This is a genomic window from Pannonibacter carbonis (assembly GCF_003012935.1).
In the GTDB taxonomy this organism is placed as follows: Bacteria; Pseudomonadota; Alphaproteobacteria; order Rhizobiales; family Stappiaceae; genus Pannonibacter; species Pannonibacter carbonis.
Map to the genome: position 1 here is coordinate 282,654 of NZ_PUDR01000002.1, position 15,219 is coordinate 297,872.

Below are 15,219 nucleotides of genomic sequence, written 5' to 3' on the forward strand. Positions count from 1 at the left end.
AGACTGACCCGGCGCCCTGCACGAGCCAGACTGAGAAGAAAGATTTTTCCAGGCGAGGGGCAAACCTGCGCGTTGATGCCTCCGTTAGCGCTCCGATAAGTGCTACATCCAAGCCAGATCCACTGTCGCTGGACCTTGCGTCTTCCGTTCCAGCCGGGCGGGGATAGCTTTTGGACGGTCCCGGGAGCCCACGCGATGGGTCTGCCCGACTGGCGATGGCGCATCAGCCTTTGCAGGAAGTAGCGGACATGAACGACCCGAGAGCCCAAGCCCACCCTATTCAATCCGAGCCCGGGTTGCCGGCTGATCCGGTCGCCCGAGCCCTTCTGGCGATGGCGCTCGAGTCCGGCGAAGCCATTCTTGCGATCTATGCCGAAGCGACCGACTACATCAGCAAGGGTGATGGATCACCCGTGACCGCTGCCGATCATGCGGCGGAAGCGATCATCCTGCGCCGTCTCGCTGAGGCTTTTCCGGCATTGCCTGTCGTGGCCGAGGAAGCCATTGCCGCCGGTCACATTCCAGCCATCGGACCGGATTTCATCCTCGTCGATCCGCTGGATGGTACCCGCGAGTTCATCAGCCGCAATGGCGAGTTCACCGTCAACATCGCCATCATACGTGGCGGCGTTCCGGTGCAGGGCGTCGTCTATGCTCCGGCGTCGGGCGATATCTACTGGAATGTGGAAGGGGAGGCCTTCCATGCCTGCGTGAGGGATGGGACGATCACCGAGATCGCATCCATTGCCGTGCGTCCCGCCCCGGCAGAGGGCATCTCCATCCTGGCCAGCCGCTCGCATCTTTGCGGCCAGACGCAGTCGATGATCGAGGCCCTGAAAGCGGCTGACGTTGTCTCGGTCGGCTCGTCACTCAAGCTGTGCTGGCTGGCCAGTGGCAAGGCGGACGTTTACCCGCGCCTGTCGCCGACCATGCAATGGGATATTGCAGCCGGACATGCCGTGCTGCGGGCCGCCGGTGGCACGGTCCGTAACATCACAGAGCCCGGTTGGCCGGAACTCGCCTACAGGCTCGTGCCGGAGACGGATGTGGTCACCATGCTGCGCAATCCTGCCTTTGTCGCTGTTGGCGACGCGGCACTGGTTGGTGATGTCCGCAAATGCCTGGAAAGCAAGTCCGGATAGACGTCAGATCCGGTTGCGCCGGGCGAGCGCTGCCTCCCAGTCGAGCGCATGGCGCACGATAACGTTCAGGTCCTGGTGCTTTGGCTGCCAGTTCAGCTCCCGCAGGATGACCTCGTTGGCGGCCAGAACTTCCGGCATGTCGCCCGGGCGGCGTTCACCAAGGCGCACGTCGAACGTTGCCCCTGAGGCAGCCTGCACAGCATCGATGACCTGTCGAACGCTCGACCCTTTGCCATAGCCGCAGTTCATCACCACGCTGCCGCCGCCGGCCCGCAGGCGCAGCAGGGCCAGACGATGTGCCTCGACCAGATCCCAGACATGGATGTAGTCGCGAACTCCGGTGCCATCGATGGTGGGATAGTCGGTGCCGAAGATCGTCATGTGATCGCGCTTTCCGAGCGCGGTTTCGCAGGCGATCTTGATCAGGTTGGTGGCATTCAGTGTTGCCTGTCCGGTCCGGCCCTGCGGATCCGCACCGGCAACATTGAAGTAGCGCAGCGCCGTGTAGCGGAAGGGATGGGCGGCGGCCACATCCTTCAGCATCAGTTCCGTCATCAGCTTTGACAGCCCGTAAGGCGACTGCGGCCGCAGCGGTGCATCCTCGCGCACCGGTACCTCGTCAGGATCGCCGTAAACGGCCGCCGTCGAGGAGAAGATGAACTTGTCGACGCCGGCATTGACGCAAGCCTCGATGACATTGCGCGAGACAGCCGTGTTGTTACGGTAATATTTCAGCGGATTGGAGACGGATTCCGGCAGCACGACGGACCCGGCGAAGTGGATCATCGCCTCGACGGCGTGTTCCTTCAGGATCTGCTCCATCCGCGCGACGTCGCCGACATCAGCCTGGATGAAGGGCACACCCTCCGGCACCAGCCAGTCAAAGCCGGTGACAAGATTGTCGACGACAAGGGGTGTTTCCCCCGCGTCGAGCAGGCATCGCACCATGTGGCTGCCGATATAGCCGGCGCCGCCAGTGATCAGGACGGTCATGCTGTCTCCTCATCCAGTCATGGAGGCAAGACATACCCTGAAAAGATTGACGAGGCTTTGAGGCGGCTCTCAGTCGCCCTCGGGATCCTTGCAAACATCAACCCAGTCAGCCCCTGTCAGCGCCGCCATCCGGTCGGGCGAGAGGCAGACAGCGGCATTGACCGCGCCGGCGGCTGGATAGACGAGGTCAAACGCTTTGAGTGAAACGTCGCAGCAGACGCGCAGCGGCCGGGCAAGGCCGAAGGGGCAAACGCCGCCAACCGGATGACCGGTTATCTCCTCGACCACATCAAGGCCCAGCATCTTCACCTTCGAGCCGAAGGTCGCCTTGGCCTTCTTGTTGTCGAGGCGGGCATCGCCGCGCGTCACGATCAGCACCACATCCTCTCCGGCCTGGATCGACAGGGTCTTGGCAATCTCCGCCGGCGTGACGCCGAGGGCAGCCGCTGCTTCCACCACCGTTGCGGTGCTCGCCTCCTTCACCGTGACTGTGATGTCAGGCGCGTGTTCGGCAAAGAAAGCGCGGACACTGTCGAGGCTCATCTGTCTCTCCGGGACCAGGAAGAAATGCGTACCGAACCGTTCGGTTCTGATCCCAGCAAAGCAGGTCATGATGACCCTGTCCAGCCATCGCGTCACAGGATCGGTTCGCCTGCGTCCCTTCCAGCTGAGAGCAGCCAGTTCCAGGGAGCTACCATGGCGAAGGATCCGATCATCATTTATGGCCGTGCGGTCCAGGATGCGCGCAACCGGCTGCGGTCAGCCCAGATTTCGACCATGACCGATGTGTTGGTGGCCGAATTGTTCAAACCGGGGACTGGCGATGGGACAGCCTTTGCCACTGTCTTCGCGGGCTGGGTCAAGAAACTGCCGGCCATGGATGACACCGTCGGCAGTTCCCTCGACAAGCGCGCGGCGAAGGCGGCCAATCGGGCCGTCAGCGCGGCGCAGGTCCGGGCGGATGACTTCGTAACGCCCAATGGCGCGATCCAGGACATCTATGCCATCGGCGACATGCTGCGCTACGTCGGCGAGTATTTCGAGTTTGGCGGTGGCGGACAGGACGCAACCGTCAATGCCGTGAACCAGTTTCGCGACGGGCTGCGCAATCAGCTCGCCTTCAACAAGGCCAACCGCGCCCGGCGGCCGGTGACGGACTATGACCTCACCGAATGGCCAGATCTCGGCATTTTCAAGAATGAACTGCTCGACCGCTCCGTGGTCAAATACATGGAGCGCTTCTACGGCCCCTACATCGGCGCCGACATTTCCGGCACGACGACCGATGCGCTGGATGTGCTGGCGTATTTCATTGCCGGCGCGAATGGTACCGGGCTTCTGGACGTCTATGCGGGCACAGCCATCGGCCTCGGTGAGGAGATGGTGCCGATCGCCACGATGGTCCTGCAATATCACCACAGCCTGATGGAATGCGGGCTGGCGCTGAGCCTGTCGAGCAAGTCGATGGAAAACATTGCTTCAACGAATGGGGCCGCCCTGAAGCGCTTCAACTTCTATGACTATGCGACCTTCATCAACGGCTCGGCCCAGGATCCCATCGCCGGCGTCATGACACGCGGCAACCAGACGCTGACCCGGGATCTCGCCGGGCGCGGGTTGGTCATCATCCGCGACGCCATCGACATCAACGACAATCCCTACGCCGACACCGAAATCGCGCTGCTGCTGGACGATCCGTCGAACAATCGTCTCTTTGACCTGAACAGCCAGTACACCCCCTTCGCCGAAAAGCGGCGGGAGGTGATGATGACCGAAGACGGCTACTACCAGAACTGCAATCCGAGCCTGACGGCCTATGCGTCCCGTCAGTTCGGCAACCTGGCCGTGGCGAGCAAGAGCTACGATGATATCATCCGCATGAACTCCATTGACCTTGCTGCACTTCAGGCAACGGCACCGGCGCTGGTATTTGACAACCTTGATGCTGCGCTAAAAGCCGATCGCCCCGGCGCAGCGCTCTACGCGCAGCAGGTGGCAGCGGCGCTGAAGCTGCCACCTCAGCCGCAATCCTCTGCCCAGCCAGCGGTCCAGCCTCAACCCGCGCCGCAGTTGGCGCCGGGTGATGAGCCGGACGCTGATGAAGCCTCCTTGCGCGGCATCGATCCGAACCGCCTGCGCAAGGCGCTGGCCATTGCCAGCCTGTTCGACAACTGAGGGAGGCCAATGATGCGTCGCTCAGGCGAAATGCGCCTCGGGGCGGAAGGAGGCGGGCAGGGGATACTGCGGCGCCTCGTCCGCCAGCTCCGCCACAAGGGCGTCGGCGATGCGGTGCGCGAGACTAAAGCCGGTCTTGAAACCGCCCGTGGCGACGAAAGCGCGGCTCAGCCCCGGAACCGCGCCAACCAGCGGATCGCGCGCCTTCGGCTTCGGACGAATGCCCGCCCAGGCCTCGATGACGGGGCGTCCGGCGAGCTGGGGGCAGAAGCGGATGGCGCGGGCCACGAGGTCAGCCGTCGCCGCCGCTTCCGGCTCGGTATCGGTCACGCCGGCCAGCGCCGTGCTGCCGATGGCGACGCTGCCGTCGCTGTGCGGGACGACGTAGAGCCCGTCGCAGTAGACGGCGGGCATGTCGGAAAGACCCGCGCCATCGATCCGAAGCGCCTGCCCCTTCTGGCCCTCGCCAAGCGTCTGGCCAGTGAGGGCCGCCAGCGCATCAAACGCGGCAAAGCCTTGCGCCAGGACGATGCGGCCGGCACAGATCCGGGTGCCGGAGGAGAGGGTGACCGTCCCCGTTTTGTCGTCCAGCTCACCAAATCCCTCGCCGAGGCGAAGTTCCGTCCGGTTCCCGTCCGCGCTGCGGCCGGTGGCGGTGAACGCGGCAGCGAGCGCTCCGAGATAGGCACGGGGCGCCACGCGGGCCGCAAGCGTTTCCCGGACAACGCCGAAGGGCGCCGCCTCGGGGGCAATCCAGCCGCCAAGCGTGCCGGCATCCTCGACCGCATAAGAAAAACCGGTGACCGGGGTCGCCCAGTGGGTCAGCGCCTCGGCCGCGCGCGCCTCGTGATGCGCCCGAAGGTCCGCCGTGGTGATCGGCAGAACCCGGCCGCAGCGGCGGTAGCCGCACTGAAGGCCCGTTTCGGCCTCAAGGGCGGCAATAAAGCCGGACAGGGAGGCAAGCGCCTCGAACTGAAACGCCTTTTTCGCGTTCCAGCGGGCCGGCATATGCGGCATCAGTGCGCCAAGAACGCCCCCGCTCGCCCCTGAGCCAATGGCCTTCTGCTCCACGAGCGTTACCCGTAAGCCCTTGCGGGCGGCGCAGAGCGCGACCGACAGGCCAAAGACGCCAGCACCAATAACGAGCACATCCGGGGACTTGGACACGAGGCGCGGGCTCCGCTAGGAAGGAAAGGCATCGGGACACAGGCTGTGCCGCCTCAGCGGGTTCTATCGCATGGCTCAGGACGAACAAGGGAAATTGCCGCAACAGGTTGCCGCGCCAGAGCTTGAATGGCTGGACGATGGCGTGCCCCGCGCGCCGCGATTTGGCGACACCTATTTTTCGCGCGCCGGAGGCCTTGCCGAAACGGCCCATGTCTTTCACGCCGGCAACCGCCTGCCAGCGCGCTGGCAGGGCAGGGACCGGTTCGTGATCGGGGAACTCGGCTTCGGCACAGGACTGAACCTGCTTGCCACTCTGGCACTGCTGCGCGATCAGCGGACCGCGCCGCATCTGACCTTCATCTCGGTCGAGGCCTTCCCGCTGTCGATCGCCCAGCTCGAGAAGGCCCATGCCGCCTTTCCGGAGCTGGGCCTGCTTGCCGGCAATCTGCGGCAGCAGCTGGCAGCTGCCCGCATCGGGGAGGGAACTGCTGCGGGCTGGCACCGGATGGAAATGCCGGGTCTGACATTCTGGCTTGGTCTTGGAGATGCCAACCGGCTTGTCCCAGAGCTGGTGAACAAGCGGGCCCCTGTTGCCCTGTGTTCCTGTCTTCCCGTGGATGCCTGGTTCCTCGACGGCTTTGCCCCATCGCGCAACCCGGAGCTCTGGCAGCCGGGTCTGATGCAGGCGGTCTATGCGATAACAGCCAAGGACGGGAGCTTCGCAACCTACACATCCGCCGGCTGGGTTCGCCGCGCTCTGGCGCAGGTCGGCTTCACCGTCGAGAAGCGCAAGGGCTTCGCGGGAAAGCGTCAGATGTCGGTGGGGTGGAGAGGCGAGGTTACCCCCGGCCAATAAAGGGCATCGCGGTGGCCATCACGGTCATGAACTGCACATTTGCCTCAAGCGGCAGGCTGGCCATGTACAGCACCGAGCTTGCCACGTGCTGCACGTCCATGACGGGCTCGGCGGCGACCGTGCCGTTGGCCTGCGGCACGCCCTTGCTCATCGCATCCGTCATGTCCGAGGCGGCGTTGCCGATGTCGATCTGGCCGCAGGCGATGTTGAAGCGGCGGCCGTCGAGCGACAGGCTGCGGGTTAGGCCGGTGATGGCGTGTTTCGACGTGGTGTAGGCAACCGAGCCCGGACGCGGCACATGCGCGGAAATCGAGCCGTTGTTGATGATGCGCCCACCCTGCGGCGACTGCCGCCGCATCAGGGCAAAGGCGGCACGGGCAATCAAAAAGGCACCGATCACGTTCACGTCGATGACAGTCCGGAACTCCTGAGGACTAATCTCGTCGATCGTGCGCGAGTGAAGGCTGATGCCCGCGTTGTTGAAGACCACATCAAGCCGGCCAAACCGCGCTTCCAGAGCGGCAAACAGCCCATCGACGAAGGCCTCGTCGCTGACATCGCCGGCAAGACAAAGCGCCCGCCCGGCTGGCGCGCCGGAGAGGGCCAGCGTCTCATCGAGGGCGTCCAACCGGCGCCCTGTCAGGACAACCTGTGCCCCGGCCTCAAGGAAGGCAATCGCAGTAGCCCGGCCAATGCCGGCGCTGGCACCCGTGACGAGAATAGTCTTTTCCGACAAGGACATGATCGCTTGGCCCGGTGTTGTGGTGGCGTTGAAACGGCGCGGAGAGGGCAGGTTAGAGGCCTCGTCCCGCCCATGCAATGGCTGGCGGGCTGTGGACATTTCACAGACTTTCCTTATCCTTACGGCAGTGCCGGGGAGGAGGCTGCGTTCATCGCGGTGCCGGCAGGAGGGAGACGCGAGGATGGGACTCACCCATGAGCCCTGGCTCGTTGCCTTGTCCGTTCTGGTTGCCTTCCAGGGCAGCTTTGTCGGATTGAGCATGGCCATCCGCGTGCGTGACGCGCGCGATGCACGCCGGCGCATGCTGCTGGCGGGCTCCGCATTGACCCTCGCCCTCGGCATCTGGTCCATGCATTTCGTCGGCATGCTGGCGGCGCAGCTGCCGGTGGCGGTTGATTTCCTCGTGCTGCCGACGTTGCTGTCGTTTCTGATCTGCGTCCTGGTGGTCGGGCTGGCGGTGTTCACGGCAGCACGGCGAAGGGGCGGGCTTACGCGGCTGCGATTGCTCATCTCGGCCTTTGTCATGGGCGCGGGCATTGCCACCATGCACTACCTCGGCATGCTGGCGCTGCATGCCTCGTCGCACATGACCCATGATCCGCGATTTGTCGGCGCCAGTTTTCTGGTGGCCTTCTGCGTGTCCGGCCTGGCGCTCTGGCTTGCCTTCGGCACGGTTCGCCGTCCGCCCGTGCTGGTGTCGGCGCTGGCGCTCGCACTTGCCATCGCCGCGATGCACTACATTGCCATGGCCGGCATGTCGCTGATGCCGATGGAAGGTGGCGGTACGGGCGCGCCGGCTGTGTCGCCAGGCATTCTTGCAATCATCGTCTCGGTCGTCGCCTTTCTCGTTTCCGGCCTGTTCCTGCTGACCCTTGTGCCGGAAACCGAGGAGGCGGAGCCGCCGCTGGCGCTGTCAGCACCAACGCCGGCCGCTAAGTCAGGTCCTGCCATTGCCGCCAATGAAACCGTACATCCGGGCGAAGACGACGCGGCAGCGCAAATGACCAGCGTTGCCTCTCTGGCAGCGCTCTCTCCCATGCCGGCACCCACGCGCGACGGTCTTGCCGAACCGCTGCGGCGCGCGGCGCTTGGCCTGCAGAGCGCGCCGGACGAGGCGCGCCTGCGGTCTCAGCTCGCCGTCGGCGGCCTGTCCCTGCCCATCGAGCGGGACGGTGGCAAGGCGCGTCTGGCCGTGGGCGAGATTGTCGCCGTGCAGGCGGATGCCCATTACACCCGGGTGTTCGATCTGCAGCGCGCCTATTTCTGTCCCCTGTCGATCACGGAAGTCGAACGCCTGCTCGACGGACGCCATTTCACGCGCGTGCATCGCTCGCACATCGTCAATCTCGGCCGGGTCCGCGCGTTGCGGCGGGCTGGGGACAGCGGAATGGTGCTGCTGGAAGGCAGTCATGGCCACTGCGCGCCGGTCAGCCGGTCCAAATGGCCAAGGCTCAAGTCGCGCGTCGCGGGTGATACGGTCAGCGCGGCCGAGTAGACCGCACTCTCCCTGATATTCCAAAAAGGCCGGTGAGCTTCGGTCGCGGCGCCGCCGGGACAGCTCATCTCCATGCGCCAGATGCGGCAACCCTGCTGACGCATTTCGTGCAAGTCGCGCCGCATTTCGTGCAGGGGCAGCGCGAATGGTGCAGCTCCCGTTGTGCGTGCACCGCACACACCGCCAGCCTCCGGATCAGGAGCAAGCGGTTTGGCCCGGCATCCCCGAGTTGACCGCACCGGTGAGGGAGGAAGCCGTGATCCCAGGACAGTTCACCTATCACAGACCATCGACCGTACAGGAGGCGGTGGCCCTTCTCGCCAGCCACGGCGAGGAAGCCCGGCCGCTGGCCGGCGGCCACAGCCTGATCCCGATGATGAAGCTGCGCATGGCTGCGCCCGAGCATCTTGTCGACCTCGGCGGGGTCGCCGAGCTGAAGGGCATTCGCGAGGACGCAGGTCACATCGTCATCGGCGCGATCACGACGCAGCACGAAGTGATCGGATCCGAGCTTCTTGCGAGCAAGTTGCCGATCCTGCGCGAGACCTCGCTGGTTATTGCCGATCCGCAGATCCGTTATGTCGGCACCATCGGCGGCAATGTCGCCAACGGCGATCCGGGCAATGACATGCCGGCGCTGATGCAGTGCCTTGATGCCGGCTACGTGCTCGTCGGCCCGTCGGGCGAACGTCATGTGGCGGCGCGCGAGTTCTACGAGGCGGCCTATTTCACGGCGCTGAGCCCTGACGAGATCGTGGCTGCGATCCGCATTCCCGTGCCGGCCGCCGGCCATGGCTACGCCTACGAGAAGCTGAAGCGCAAGGTCGGCGACTACGCCACGGCGGCAGCTGCCGTGATGCTGACCCGCAGCGGGCATCAGATCACCTCCTGCGCCATCGGCCTCACCAATGTCGCCGATACGCCGCTGTTTGCCGAGGAGGCGGGCCGCATCCTGACCGGATCGTCCATGGAAGCCGATGTGGTCACCCGCGCCGTGGCTGCAGCCGAAGCAATCACCAATCCCGCCTCCGACGGCCGTGGGCCGGCGGAATACCGCACGCGCATGGCCGGCGTGATGCTGCGCCGGGCACTTGCCCGCGCCTATGACCGCGCAGCGGCCTGAGGGAGACAAAGATGAGCGAAATCGAACAGCATCCCCTGACCCTCACGGTCAATGGCAAGAAGGTGCAGCGCTTCGTCGAGCCGCGCACGCTGCTGATCCACTTCCTGCGCGAGGAACTGTCCCTGACCGGACCGCATATCGGCTGCGAGACATCCCACTGCGGCGCCTGCACCATCGAGCTGAACGGCATGTCGGTGAAATCCTGCACCATGTTTGCCGTCCAGGCGAACGGGGCGGAGATCACCACCATCGAAGGCATGGCCGCTGCCGATGGCACCCTGTCGGCATTGCAGGAAGGCTTCCGCCAGATGCATGGCCTGCAGTGCGGCTATTGCACGCCCGGCATGATCCTGCGCGCGCATGTGCTCCTGAAGGAAAACCCGAACCCGACCGAAGCGGAAATCCGCGCCGGTATTGCCGGTAACCTGTGCCGCTGCACCGGCTACCAGAACATCGTCAAGGCGATCCAGTACGCCGCCGCCAAGCTGGCCGGGCGTGACTTCCAGGAGGCAGCAGAATGAACGACATGACGCTGACCAAGGAACAGCGCGAGGCCCGCCTTGAAGGCATGGGCTGCAAGCGCAAGCGCGTCGAGGACATCCGCTTCACGCAGGGCAAGGGCCAGTATGTCGATGACATCAAGATGCCCGGCATGCTGTTCGGCGACTTCGTCCGCTCCCCCTATCCGCATGCGCGGGTGAAGAAGATTGATGCCTCGCGGGCCCTGGCCCTGCCGGGCGTGATCGCGGTGCTGACGGCGGAAGACCTCAAGGGCGTCAACCTCGCCTGGATGCCGACGCTCGCCGGTGACGTGCAGATGGTGCTGGCCGACGGCAAGGTGCTGTACCAGAACCAGGAAGTCGCCTTCGTGCTGGCTGAGGACCGCTATCTCGCCGACGACGCGATCCAGCTTGTCGATGTGGAATATGAGGAACTGCCGGTACTGGTTGACCCGTTCAAGTCGATGGACTCGGACGCGCCGGTGCTGCGTGAGGATCTTGTCGGCAAGACCAGCGGTGCGCACGGCCCGCGCAAGCACCACAACCACATCTTCACATGGGATGTCGGCGACAAGGACCTGACCGACAAGGCCTTCCACGAGGCAGATGTCACGATCAAGGAGCTGATCTCGTATCACCGCACCCATCCCTCGCCGCTGGAAACCTGCCAGTGCGTCGCGGCGATGGACAAGGTGAAGGGCGAGCTGACGCTCTACGGCACCTTCCAGGCGCCGCATGTCATCCGCACCGTGGCCTCGCTGCTCTCGACGATCCCGGAGCACAAGATCCACGTCATCGCGCCGGATATCGGCGGCGGCTTCGGCAACAAGGTCGGTGCCTATCCCGGCTACATCTGCGCCATCGTCGCCTCCATCGTCACCGGGCGTCCGGTGAAATGGGTCGAGGACCGCATGGAGAACCTCTCCACTACGTCCTTTGCCCGCGACTACCACATGACCACCGAGATTGCCGCCCGCAAGGATGGCACGGTGACAAGCCTGCGCGTGCACGTGCTGGCTGACCACGGCGGCTTCGATGCCTGCGCCGATCCGTCCAAGTGGCCGGCCGGCTTCTTCAACATCGTCACCGGCTCGTATGACTTCCCGGTCGCCCATCTCTCGGTCGACGGCGTCTACACCAACAAGGCGCCCGGCGGCGTTGCCTACCGGTGTTCCTTCCGCGTGACGGAAGCCGCCTACTGCATCGAACGGGCGATGGACATCCTGGCGCAGAAGCTCGGGATGGATCCGGCGGACCTCAGGATGAAGAACTTCATCCGCCGCGACCAGTTCCCCTACCAGTCGGCGCTGGGCTGGGAATATGACAGCGGCGACTATCACCTCGCCATGCAGAAGGCGATGGACACGCTGAACTATCGCGCGCTGCGCGAGGAGCAGAAGCAGAAGCAGGAGGCGTTCAGGCGCGGCGAGACCCGCGAGATCATGGGCATCGGCATTTCGTTCTTCACCGAGATCGTCGGTGCGGGGCCGTCCAAGAACTGCGACATCCTGGGCGTTGCCATGTTCGACAGCGCCGAGATCCGCGTCCATCCGACAGGATCGGTGATCTCGCGCATGGGCACCAAGAGCCAGGGCCAGGGACACGAGACCACCTGGGCCCAGATCATCGCCACCGAGATCGGCATCCCGGCCGAAAACATCATGGTGGAAGAAGGCAACACCGACACGGCTCCCTATGGCCTTGGCACCTATGGCTCGCGCTCCACTCCGGTCGCCGGTGCGGCCATCGCGCTGGCGGCGCGCAAGATCCGCGCCAAGGCGCAGATGATCGCGGCCCACATGCTCGAGGTCTCCGAGTACGATCTGGAATGGGATGTCGATGGGTTCCAGGTGAAGGGCAACCCGCAGGCGCGCAAGTCCATGACCGAGATCGCCTGGGCCGCCTATCATCTGCCGCCCCCGGGCATGGAACCGGGGCTGGAAGCGGTCAGCTACTATGATCCGCCCAACATGACCTATCCGTTCGGAGCCTATTTCTGCGTGATGGACATCGACGTCGATACGGGCGTTGCCAAGACCCGGCGCTTCTATGCGCTCGATGACTGCGGCACCCGCATCAACCCGATGATCATCGAAGGCCAGGTCCATGGCGGCCTGACGGAAGCCTTCGCCATCGCGATGGGGCAGGAGATTCGCTACGACGAGGCCGGCAACGTCATGGGGGCGTCCTTCATGGACTTCTTCCTGCCGACCGCCGTCGAGACGCCGCACTGGGAAACGGACTTTACCGTCACCCCCAGCCCGCATCACCCGATCGGGGCCAAGGGCGTGGGCGAAAGCCCGAATGTCGGCGGCGTGCCGGCCTTCTCCAACGCGGTCAACGACGCCTTCGCCTTCCTCGGCTCCACCCACATCCAGATGCCGCATGACAGCTGGCGCCTCTGGAAGGTGGCAAAGGAGCTCGGCGCGACGGCCTGACACTGCCTGTGGCCGGACGGAGCGCATGCGTTCCGTCCGGGGCGCGGGGTCGACGCTGTCTGGTGCAGGCTGGATGTCACCTAGTGTTTTCCGGCAGGCCTCTCAGCCCCCCTCCCCCTCGTGGGGAGGGGTGAGGGGTGGGGGGCACGGGAGGTCGTCGGATCACAAGGCGTCTGAAGATCACTTGGCCAAGAACGCAAGCTGCTTGGATCTAAGTCCGCTCCCCCCACCCCCAACCCCTCCCCACGAGGGGGAGGGGAGCGGAGAGGATCCGACGGGTTAAACGTTATGGGCACAGTCCTTCACATCGAACACGTGCCAGATTTCACTTACGACGGCCCTGCCTCAAGGGGGGAGAGGGACTGCGGCCTTGCCAGATGCGCATGGGGAACACTGAGCGTCCGCACTCGCTTCACCCCACACCAGGACCGGACTGATCCATGACCCGAACCAAGGACAGCATCGCCAAGGCCTTTGCCAGCGCCGGCTACATCGCCGACGAGGGATTGCTGACGGCCGTGCTGCTGATGGAGGTGCTGGCGCGGCCTCTGCTGCTGGAGGGCGAGGCCGGGGTCGGCAAGACGGAGGTCGCCAAGGCCCTGGCAGCCAGCGAGGGCACCGACCTGATCCGGCTGCAGTGCTTCGAAGGGCTCGACCGCTCCGATGCGCTTTACGAATGGAACTACCAGCGCCAGCTCCTCGCCATCAAGGCGCATGAGGGGCAGGGCGATCCGGACGCCCTCGAGAGTGCCATCTTCTCGGAAAGATACCTCCTGCAGCGGCCGCTGCTGGCTGCCATCCGCAGTGAGCGCCCGGTGGTTTTGCTGATCGACGAGGTCGACCGGGCCGACGAGGAGTTCGAGGCCTTCCTGCTGGAAGTCCTGTCGGACTATCAGGTCTCGATCCCGGAGCTTGGCACCATTTCGGCCACCAGCATTCCCCGCGTCGTGCTCACCTCGAACGGCACGCGCGAACTCGCCGATGCCCTGCGCCGCCGCTGTCTTTATCATTACGTCGACTACCCGGATGTCGGGCGCGAGGCCGAGATCCTGCGCGCCCGGGTTCCCGGCATCGACACGGCCTTTGCCCTGCAGATCGCCGAGCTGATGAGCCGGCTGCGCAAGGAGGATCTCGCCAAGGTGCCGGGCGTCGCCGAGACCATCGACTGGGCGGCCGCGCTGACGGGGCTGGGCGGCACCCATCTCGCCCGGGACCGGGAGCTGGTCTTCGATACGCTCGCCTGCGTCCTGAAGACGCGCGAGGACCGATCCCGCATCACCCGCGAGGTGACGGACCGCCTCATCGGCAAGGTTGCGTGAGGCGGACATGAGCCAGACCGCTGCCCCCCAGACCGCCGCGTTTGAACCGGGTCCCGCCCTGCGCCTGACGCTGGCTGCCTTCGTCGCGCTGCTGCGCGACAAGGGCTTCCGCATCGGCCCGAGCGAGGCGGCGGATGCAGGCCGGCTGGTGACGGGTGCCGCTGGCCAGCGCGCGGCGACGTTACGCCCGGCCTTGAAGGCTCTGTTCTGCGGCCGGCGCTCGGACTGGCTCGCCTTCGATGCGCTGTTTGATGCGCACTTCCTGCGCAAGGGCATGAAGAAGGCGGTGACGCTCGCGGGCTCTGCAGGCGAGAGCGGCGGTGCCCGCACGCTGAAGCAGATGCAGGACGACCAGGCCGCGCGCCGCTCGTCGCCCGCGCTGGACGTCAGCCGCGAGGCAGAAGCCCCCGAGGCCGGCGAGGAAGATCCGGCGGGCACCCGCGAGGGCGCAAGCCGGGCGGAGAACCTTGCGGAGACCGACTTCCGCAAGATCCGCGATCCGGAGCTGGAGGCCGAGGCGCATCGGCTGGCCGAACGGCTGGCGCTGGTGATGCGCCGTCGTCTCACCCGCCGCGACCGCATCCGCAGCCAGGGCCCGCGCCTCGACCTGCGTCGCACCTTGCGCAAGTCGGTGGCCCGCGGCGGCCTGCCGCTGGATCTGGTGCGCAAGGGGCCGAAGCTGCGCCAGCTGCGCCTCGTCGTGCTGCTGGATGCCTCGGGCTCGATGAACAACTACACCGGCGTTTTCGTCCGCTTCGTGCATGGTCTGCTGGATGCCTTCCGACAGGCCGATGCCTTCCTCGTCCACACGCGGCTGGTGCATGTGTCCTCTGCGCTCAAGGAGCGGGATGCGGCGCGGGCGCTGGACCGGCTCGGGCTGATGGCGCAGGGCGTCGGCGGCGGCACGCGAATCGGCGCGGCGCTGGCCGACTTCAACCGCTGGCACGCGGCCCGGGTGCTGACCTCGCGCAGCTGCGTCATCATCCTCTCCGATGGCTATGACACCGGCCCGGCCGAGGAGATCGGCGCGGAAATGGCCCGGCTCGCCCGCCGCTGCCGCCGCATCGTCTGGCTCAATCCGCTCATCGGCAGCGACGGCTATGCCCCGGTTGCCGCCGGCATGGCAGCCGCGCTGCCCCATGTCGACCTGTTCGCGCCCGCCCACAACCTGAAAAGCCTGGCAGCGCTCGAACCCTATCTGGCCAAGGTGTGAGGATCAAAACATGACCCCATCGACCACCCCACAACCACCACACTGGGACGCCAGAG

The 15,219-nt window shown here is 65.4% G+C and carries 13 protein-coding genes; 9 read left to right on the forward strand and 4 right to left on the reverse strand.

The window, feature by feature from the left end; all coding sequences use genetic code 11:
* The first annotated feature begins 248 nt into the window (after positions 1–248).
* On the forward strand, positions 249–1,142 hold the full coding sequence (gene cysQ / locus C8348_RS03485; protein ID WP_106751872.1) for a 3'(2'),5'-bisphosphate nucleotidase CysQ: 894 nt from the start codon (positions 249–251) through the stop codon (positions 1,140–1,142).
* Between the two features lie 3 nt (positions 1,143–1,145).
* Here cysQ and galE read toward each other — a convergent pair whose 3' ends face one another.
* Positions 1,146–2,135, reverse strand: coding sequence for a UDP-glucose 4-epimerase GalE (galE, locus tag C8348_RS03490; protein WP_106751873.1), 990 nt, complete (start codon positions 2,133–2,135; stop codon positions 1,146–1,148).
* Positions 2,136–2,204: 69 nt separating this feature from the next.
* Positions 2,205–2,678 carry a YbaK/EbsC family protein gene (locus tag C8348_RS03495; protein WP_106752040.1) on the reverse strand — a complete coding sequence of 158 codons (474 nt, stop codon included), beginning with the start codon at positions 2,676–2,678 and terminating at the stop codon, positions 2,205–2,207.
* Positions 2,679–2,831: 153 nt separating this feature from the next.
* Between C8348_RS03495 and C8348_RS03500 the strand changes: the two genes are divergently transcribed.
* Complete coding sequence (locus C8348_RS03500) at positions 2,832–4,310, forward strand: hypothetical protein (protein WP_106751874.1); 1,479 nt, start codon at positions 2,832–2,834, stop codon at positions 4,308–4,310.
* A gap of 21 nt (positions 4,311–4,331) precedes the next feature.
* On the opposite strand, the gene C8348_RS03505 is transcribed toward C8348_RS03500, so the two are convergent.
* Complete coding sequence (locus C8348_RS03505; protein ID WP_106751875.1) at positions 4,332–5,477, reverse strand: NAD(P)/FAD-dependent oxidoreductase; 1,146 nt, start codon at positions 5,475–5,477, stop codon at positions 4,332–4,334.
* A gap of 70 nt (positions 5,478–5,547) precedes the next feature.
* Here C8348_RS03505 and mnmC2 point away from each other — a divergent pair, with 70 nt between their 5' ends.
* A complete protein-coding gene (gene mnmC2 / locus C8348_RS03510) occupies positions 5,548–6,333 on the forward strand; it encodes a tRNA (5-methylaminomethyl-2-thiouridine)(34)-methyltransferase MnmC2 (protein ID WP_106751876.1) in 786 nt (261 codons plus the stop codon).
* Here the strand turns inward: mnmC2 and C8348_RS03515 are convergent.
* Positions 6,317–7,075, reverse strand: a complete 759-nt coding sequence (locus C8348_RS03515) for an SDR family oxidoreductase (RefSeq protein ID WP_106752041.1) — start codon at positions 7,073–7,075, stop codon at positions 6,317–6,319. The genes mnmC2 and C8348_RS03515 overlap by 17 nt on opposite strands.
* Before the next feature lie 181 nt (positions 7,076–7,256).
* On the opposite strand from C8348_RS03515, the gene C8348_RS03520 reads away from it, so the two are divergent.
* The 6 genes from C8348_RS03520 (at position 7,257) to C8348_RS03545 (ending at position 15,163) form a co-directional block, all read left to right on the forward strand.
* Entirely contained in the window at positions 7,257–8,570 is a 1,314-nt protein-coding gene (locus C8348_RS03520; RefSeq protein ID WP_106751877.1) for an MHYT domain-containing protein, read from the forward strand.
* 256 nt (positions 8,571–8,826) lie between these two features.
* Positions 8,827–9,693: an FAD binding domain-containing protein gene (locus tag C8348_RS03525; RefSeq protein WP_106752042.1), complete on the forward strand. Its 867-nt coding sequence runs from the start codon at positions 8,827–8,829 to the stop codon at positions 9,691–9,693.
* 11 nt (positions 9,694–9,704) lie between these two features.
* Positions 9,705–10,214, forward strand: a complete 510-nt coding sequence (locus C8348_RS03530) for a (2Fe-2S)-binding protein (RefSeq protein ID WP_106751878.1) — start codon at positions 9,705–9,707, stop codon at positions 10,212–10,214.
* Positions 10,211–12,631, forward strand: coding sequence for an aerobic carbon-monoxide dehydrogenase large subunit (locus tag C8348_RS03535; protein ID WP_106751879.1), 2,421 nt, complete (start codon positions 10,211–10,213; stop codon positions 12,629–12,631). Before C8348_RS03530 ends, C8348_RS03535 begins: the two co-directional genes overlap by 4 nt.
* Before the next feature lie 440 nt (positions 12,632–13,071).
* Positions 13,072–13,950, forward strand: coding sequence for an AAA family ATPase (locus tag C8348_RS03540; protein WP_106751880.1), 879 nt, complete (start codon positions 13,072–13,074; stop codon positions 13,948–13,950).
* A 7-nt stretch (positions 13,951–13,957) separates the two neighbouring features.
* Positions 13,958–15,163, forward strand: a complete 1,206-nt coding sequence (locus C8348_RS03545) for a vWA domain-containing protein (RefSeq protein WP_106751881.1) — start codon at positions 13,958–13,960, stop codon at positions 15,161–15,163.
* Positions 15,164–15,219 lie beyond the last annotated feature (56 nt).

What these genes read in the sequence shown, in the direction of transcription:
- cysQ (WP_106751872.1), top strand. Translation starts at nt 249, where the DNA reads ATGAACGACCCGAGAGCCCAAGCCCACCCTATTCAATCCGAGCCCGGG.
- galE (WP_106751873.1), bottom strand. Translation starts at nt 2,135, where the DNA reads ATGACCGTCCTGATCACTGGCGGCGCCGGCTATATCGGCAGCCACATG.
- C8348_RS03495 (WP_106752040.1), bottom strand. Translation starts at nt 2,678, where the DNA reads ATGAGCCTCGACAGTGTCCGCGCTTTCTTTGCCGAACACGCGCCTGAC.
- C8348_RS03500 (WP_106751874.1), top strand. Translation starts at nt 2,832, where the DNA reads ATGGCGAAGGATCCGATCATCATTTATGGCCGTGCGGTCCAGGATGCG.
- mnmC2 (WP_106751876.1), top strand. Translation starts at nt 5,548, where the DNA reads ATGGCTCAGGACGAACAAGGGAAATTGCCGCAACAGGTTGCCGCGCCA.
- C8348_RS03515 (WP_106752041.1), bottom strand. Translation starts at nt 7,075, where the DNA reads ATGTCCTTGTCGGAAAAGACTATTCTCGTCACGGGTGCCAGCGCCGGC.
- C8348_RS03520 (WP_106751877.1), top strand. Translation starts at nt 7,257, where the DNA reads ATGGGACTCACCCATGAGCCCTGGCTCGTTGCCTTGTCCGTTCTGGTT.
- C8348_RS03530 (WP_106751878.1), top strand. Translation starts at nt 9,705, where the DNA reads ATGAGCGAAATCGAACAGCATCCCCTGACCCTCACGGTCAATGGCAAG.
- C8348_RS03535 (WP_106751879.1), top strand. Translation starts at nt 10,211, where the DNA reads ATGAACGACATGACGCTGACCAAGGAACAGCGCGAGGCCCGCCTTGAA.
- C8348_RS03540 (WP_106751880.1), top strand. Translation starts at nt 13,072, where the DNA reads ATGACCCGAACCAAGGACAGCATCGCCAAGGCCTTTGCCAGCGCCGGC.
- C8348_RS03545 (WP_106751881.1), top strand. Translation starts at nt 13,958, where the DNA reads ATGAGCCAGACCGCTGCCCCCCAGACCGCCGCGTTTGAACCGGGTCCC.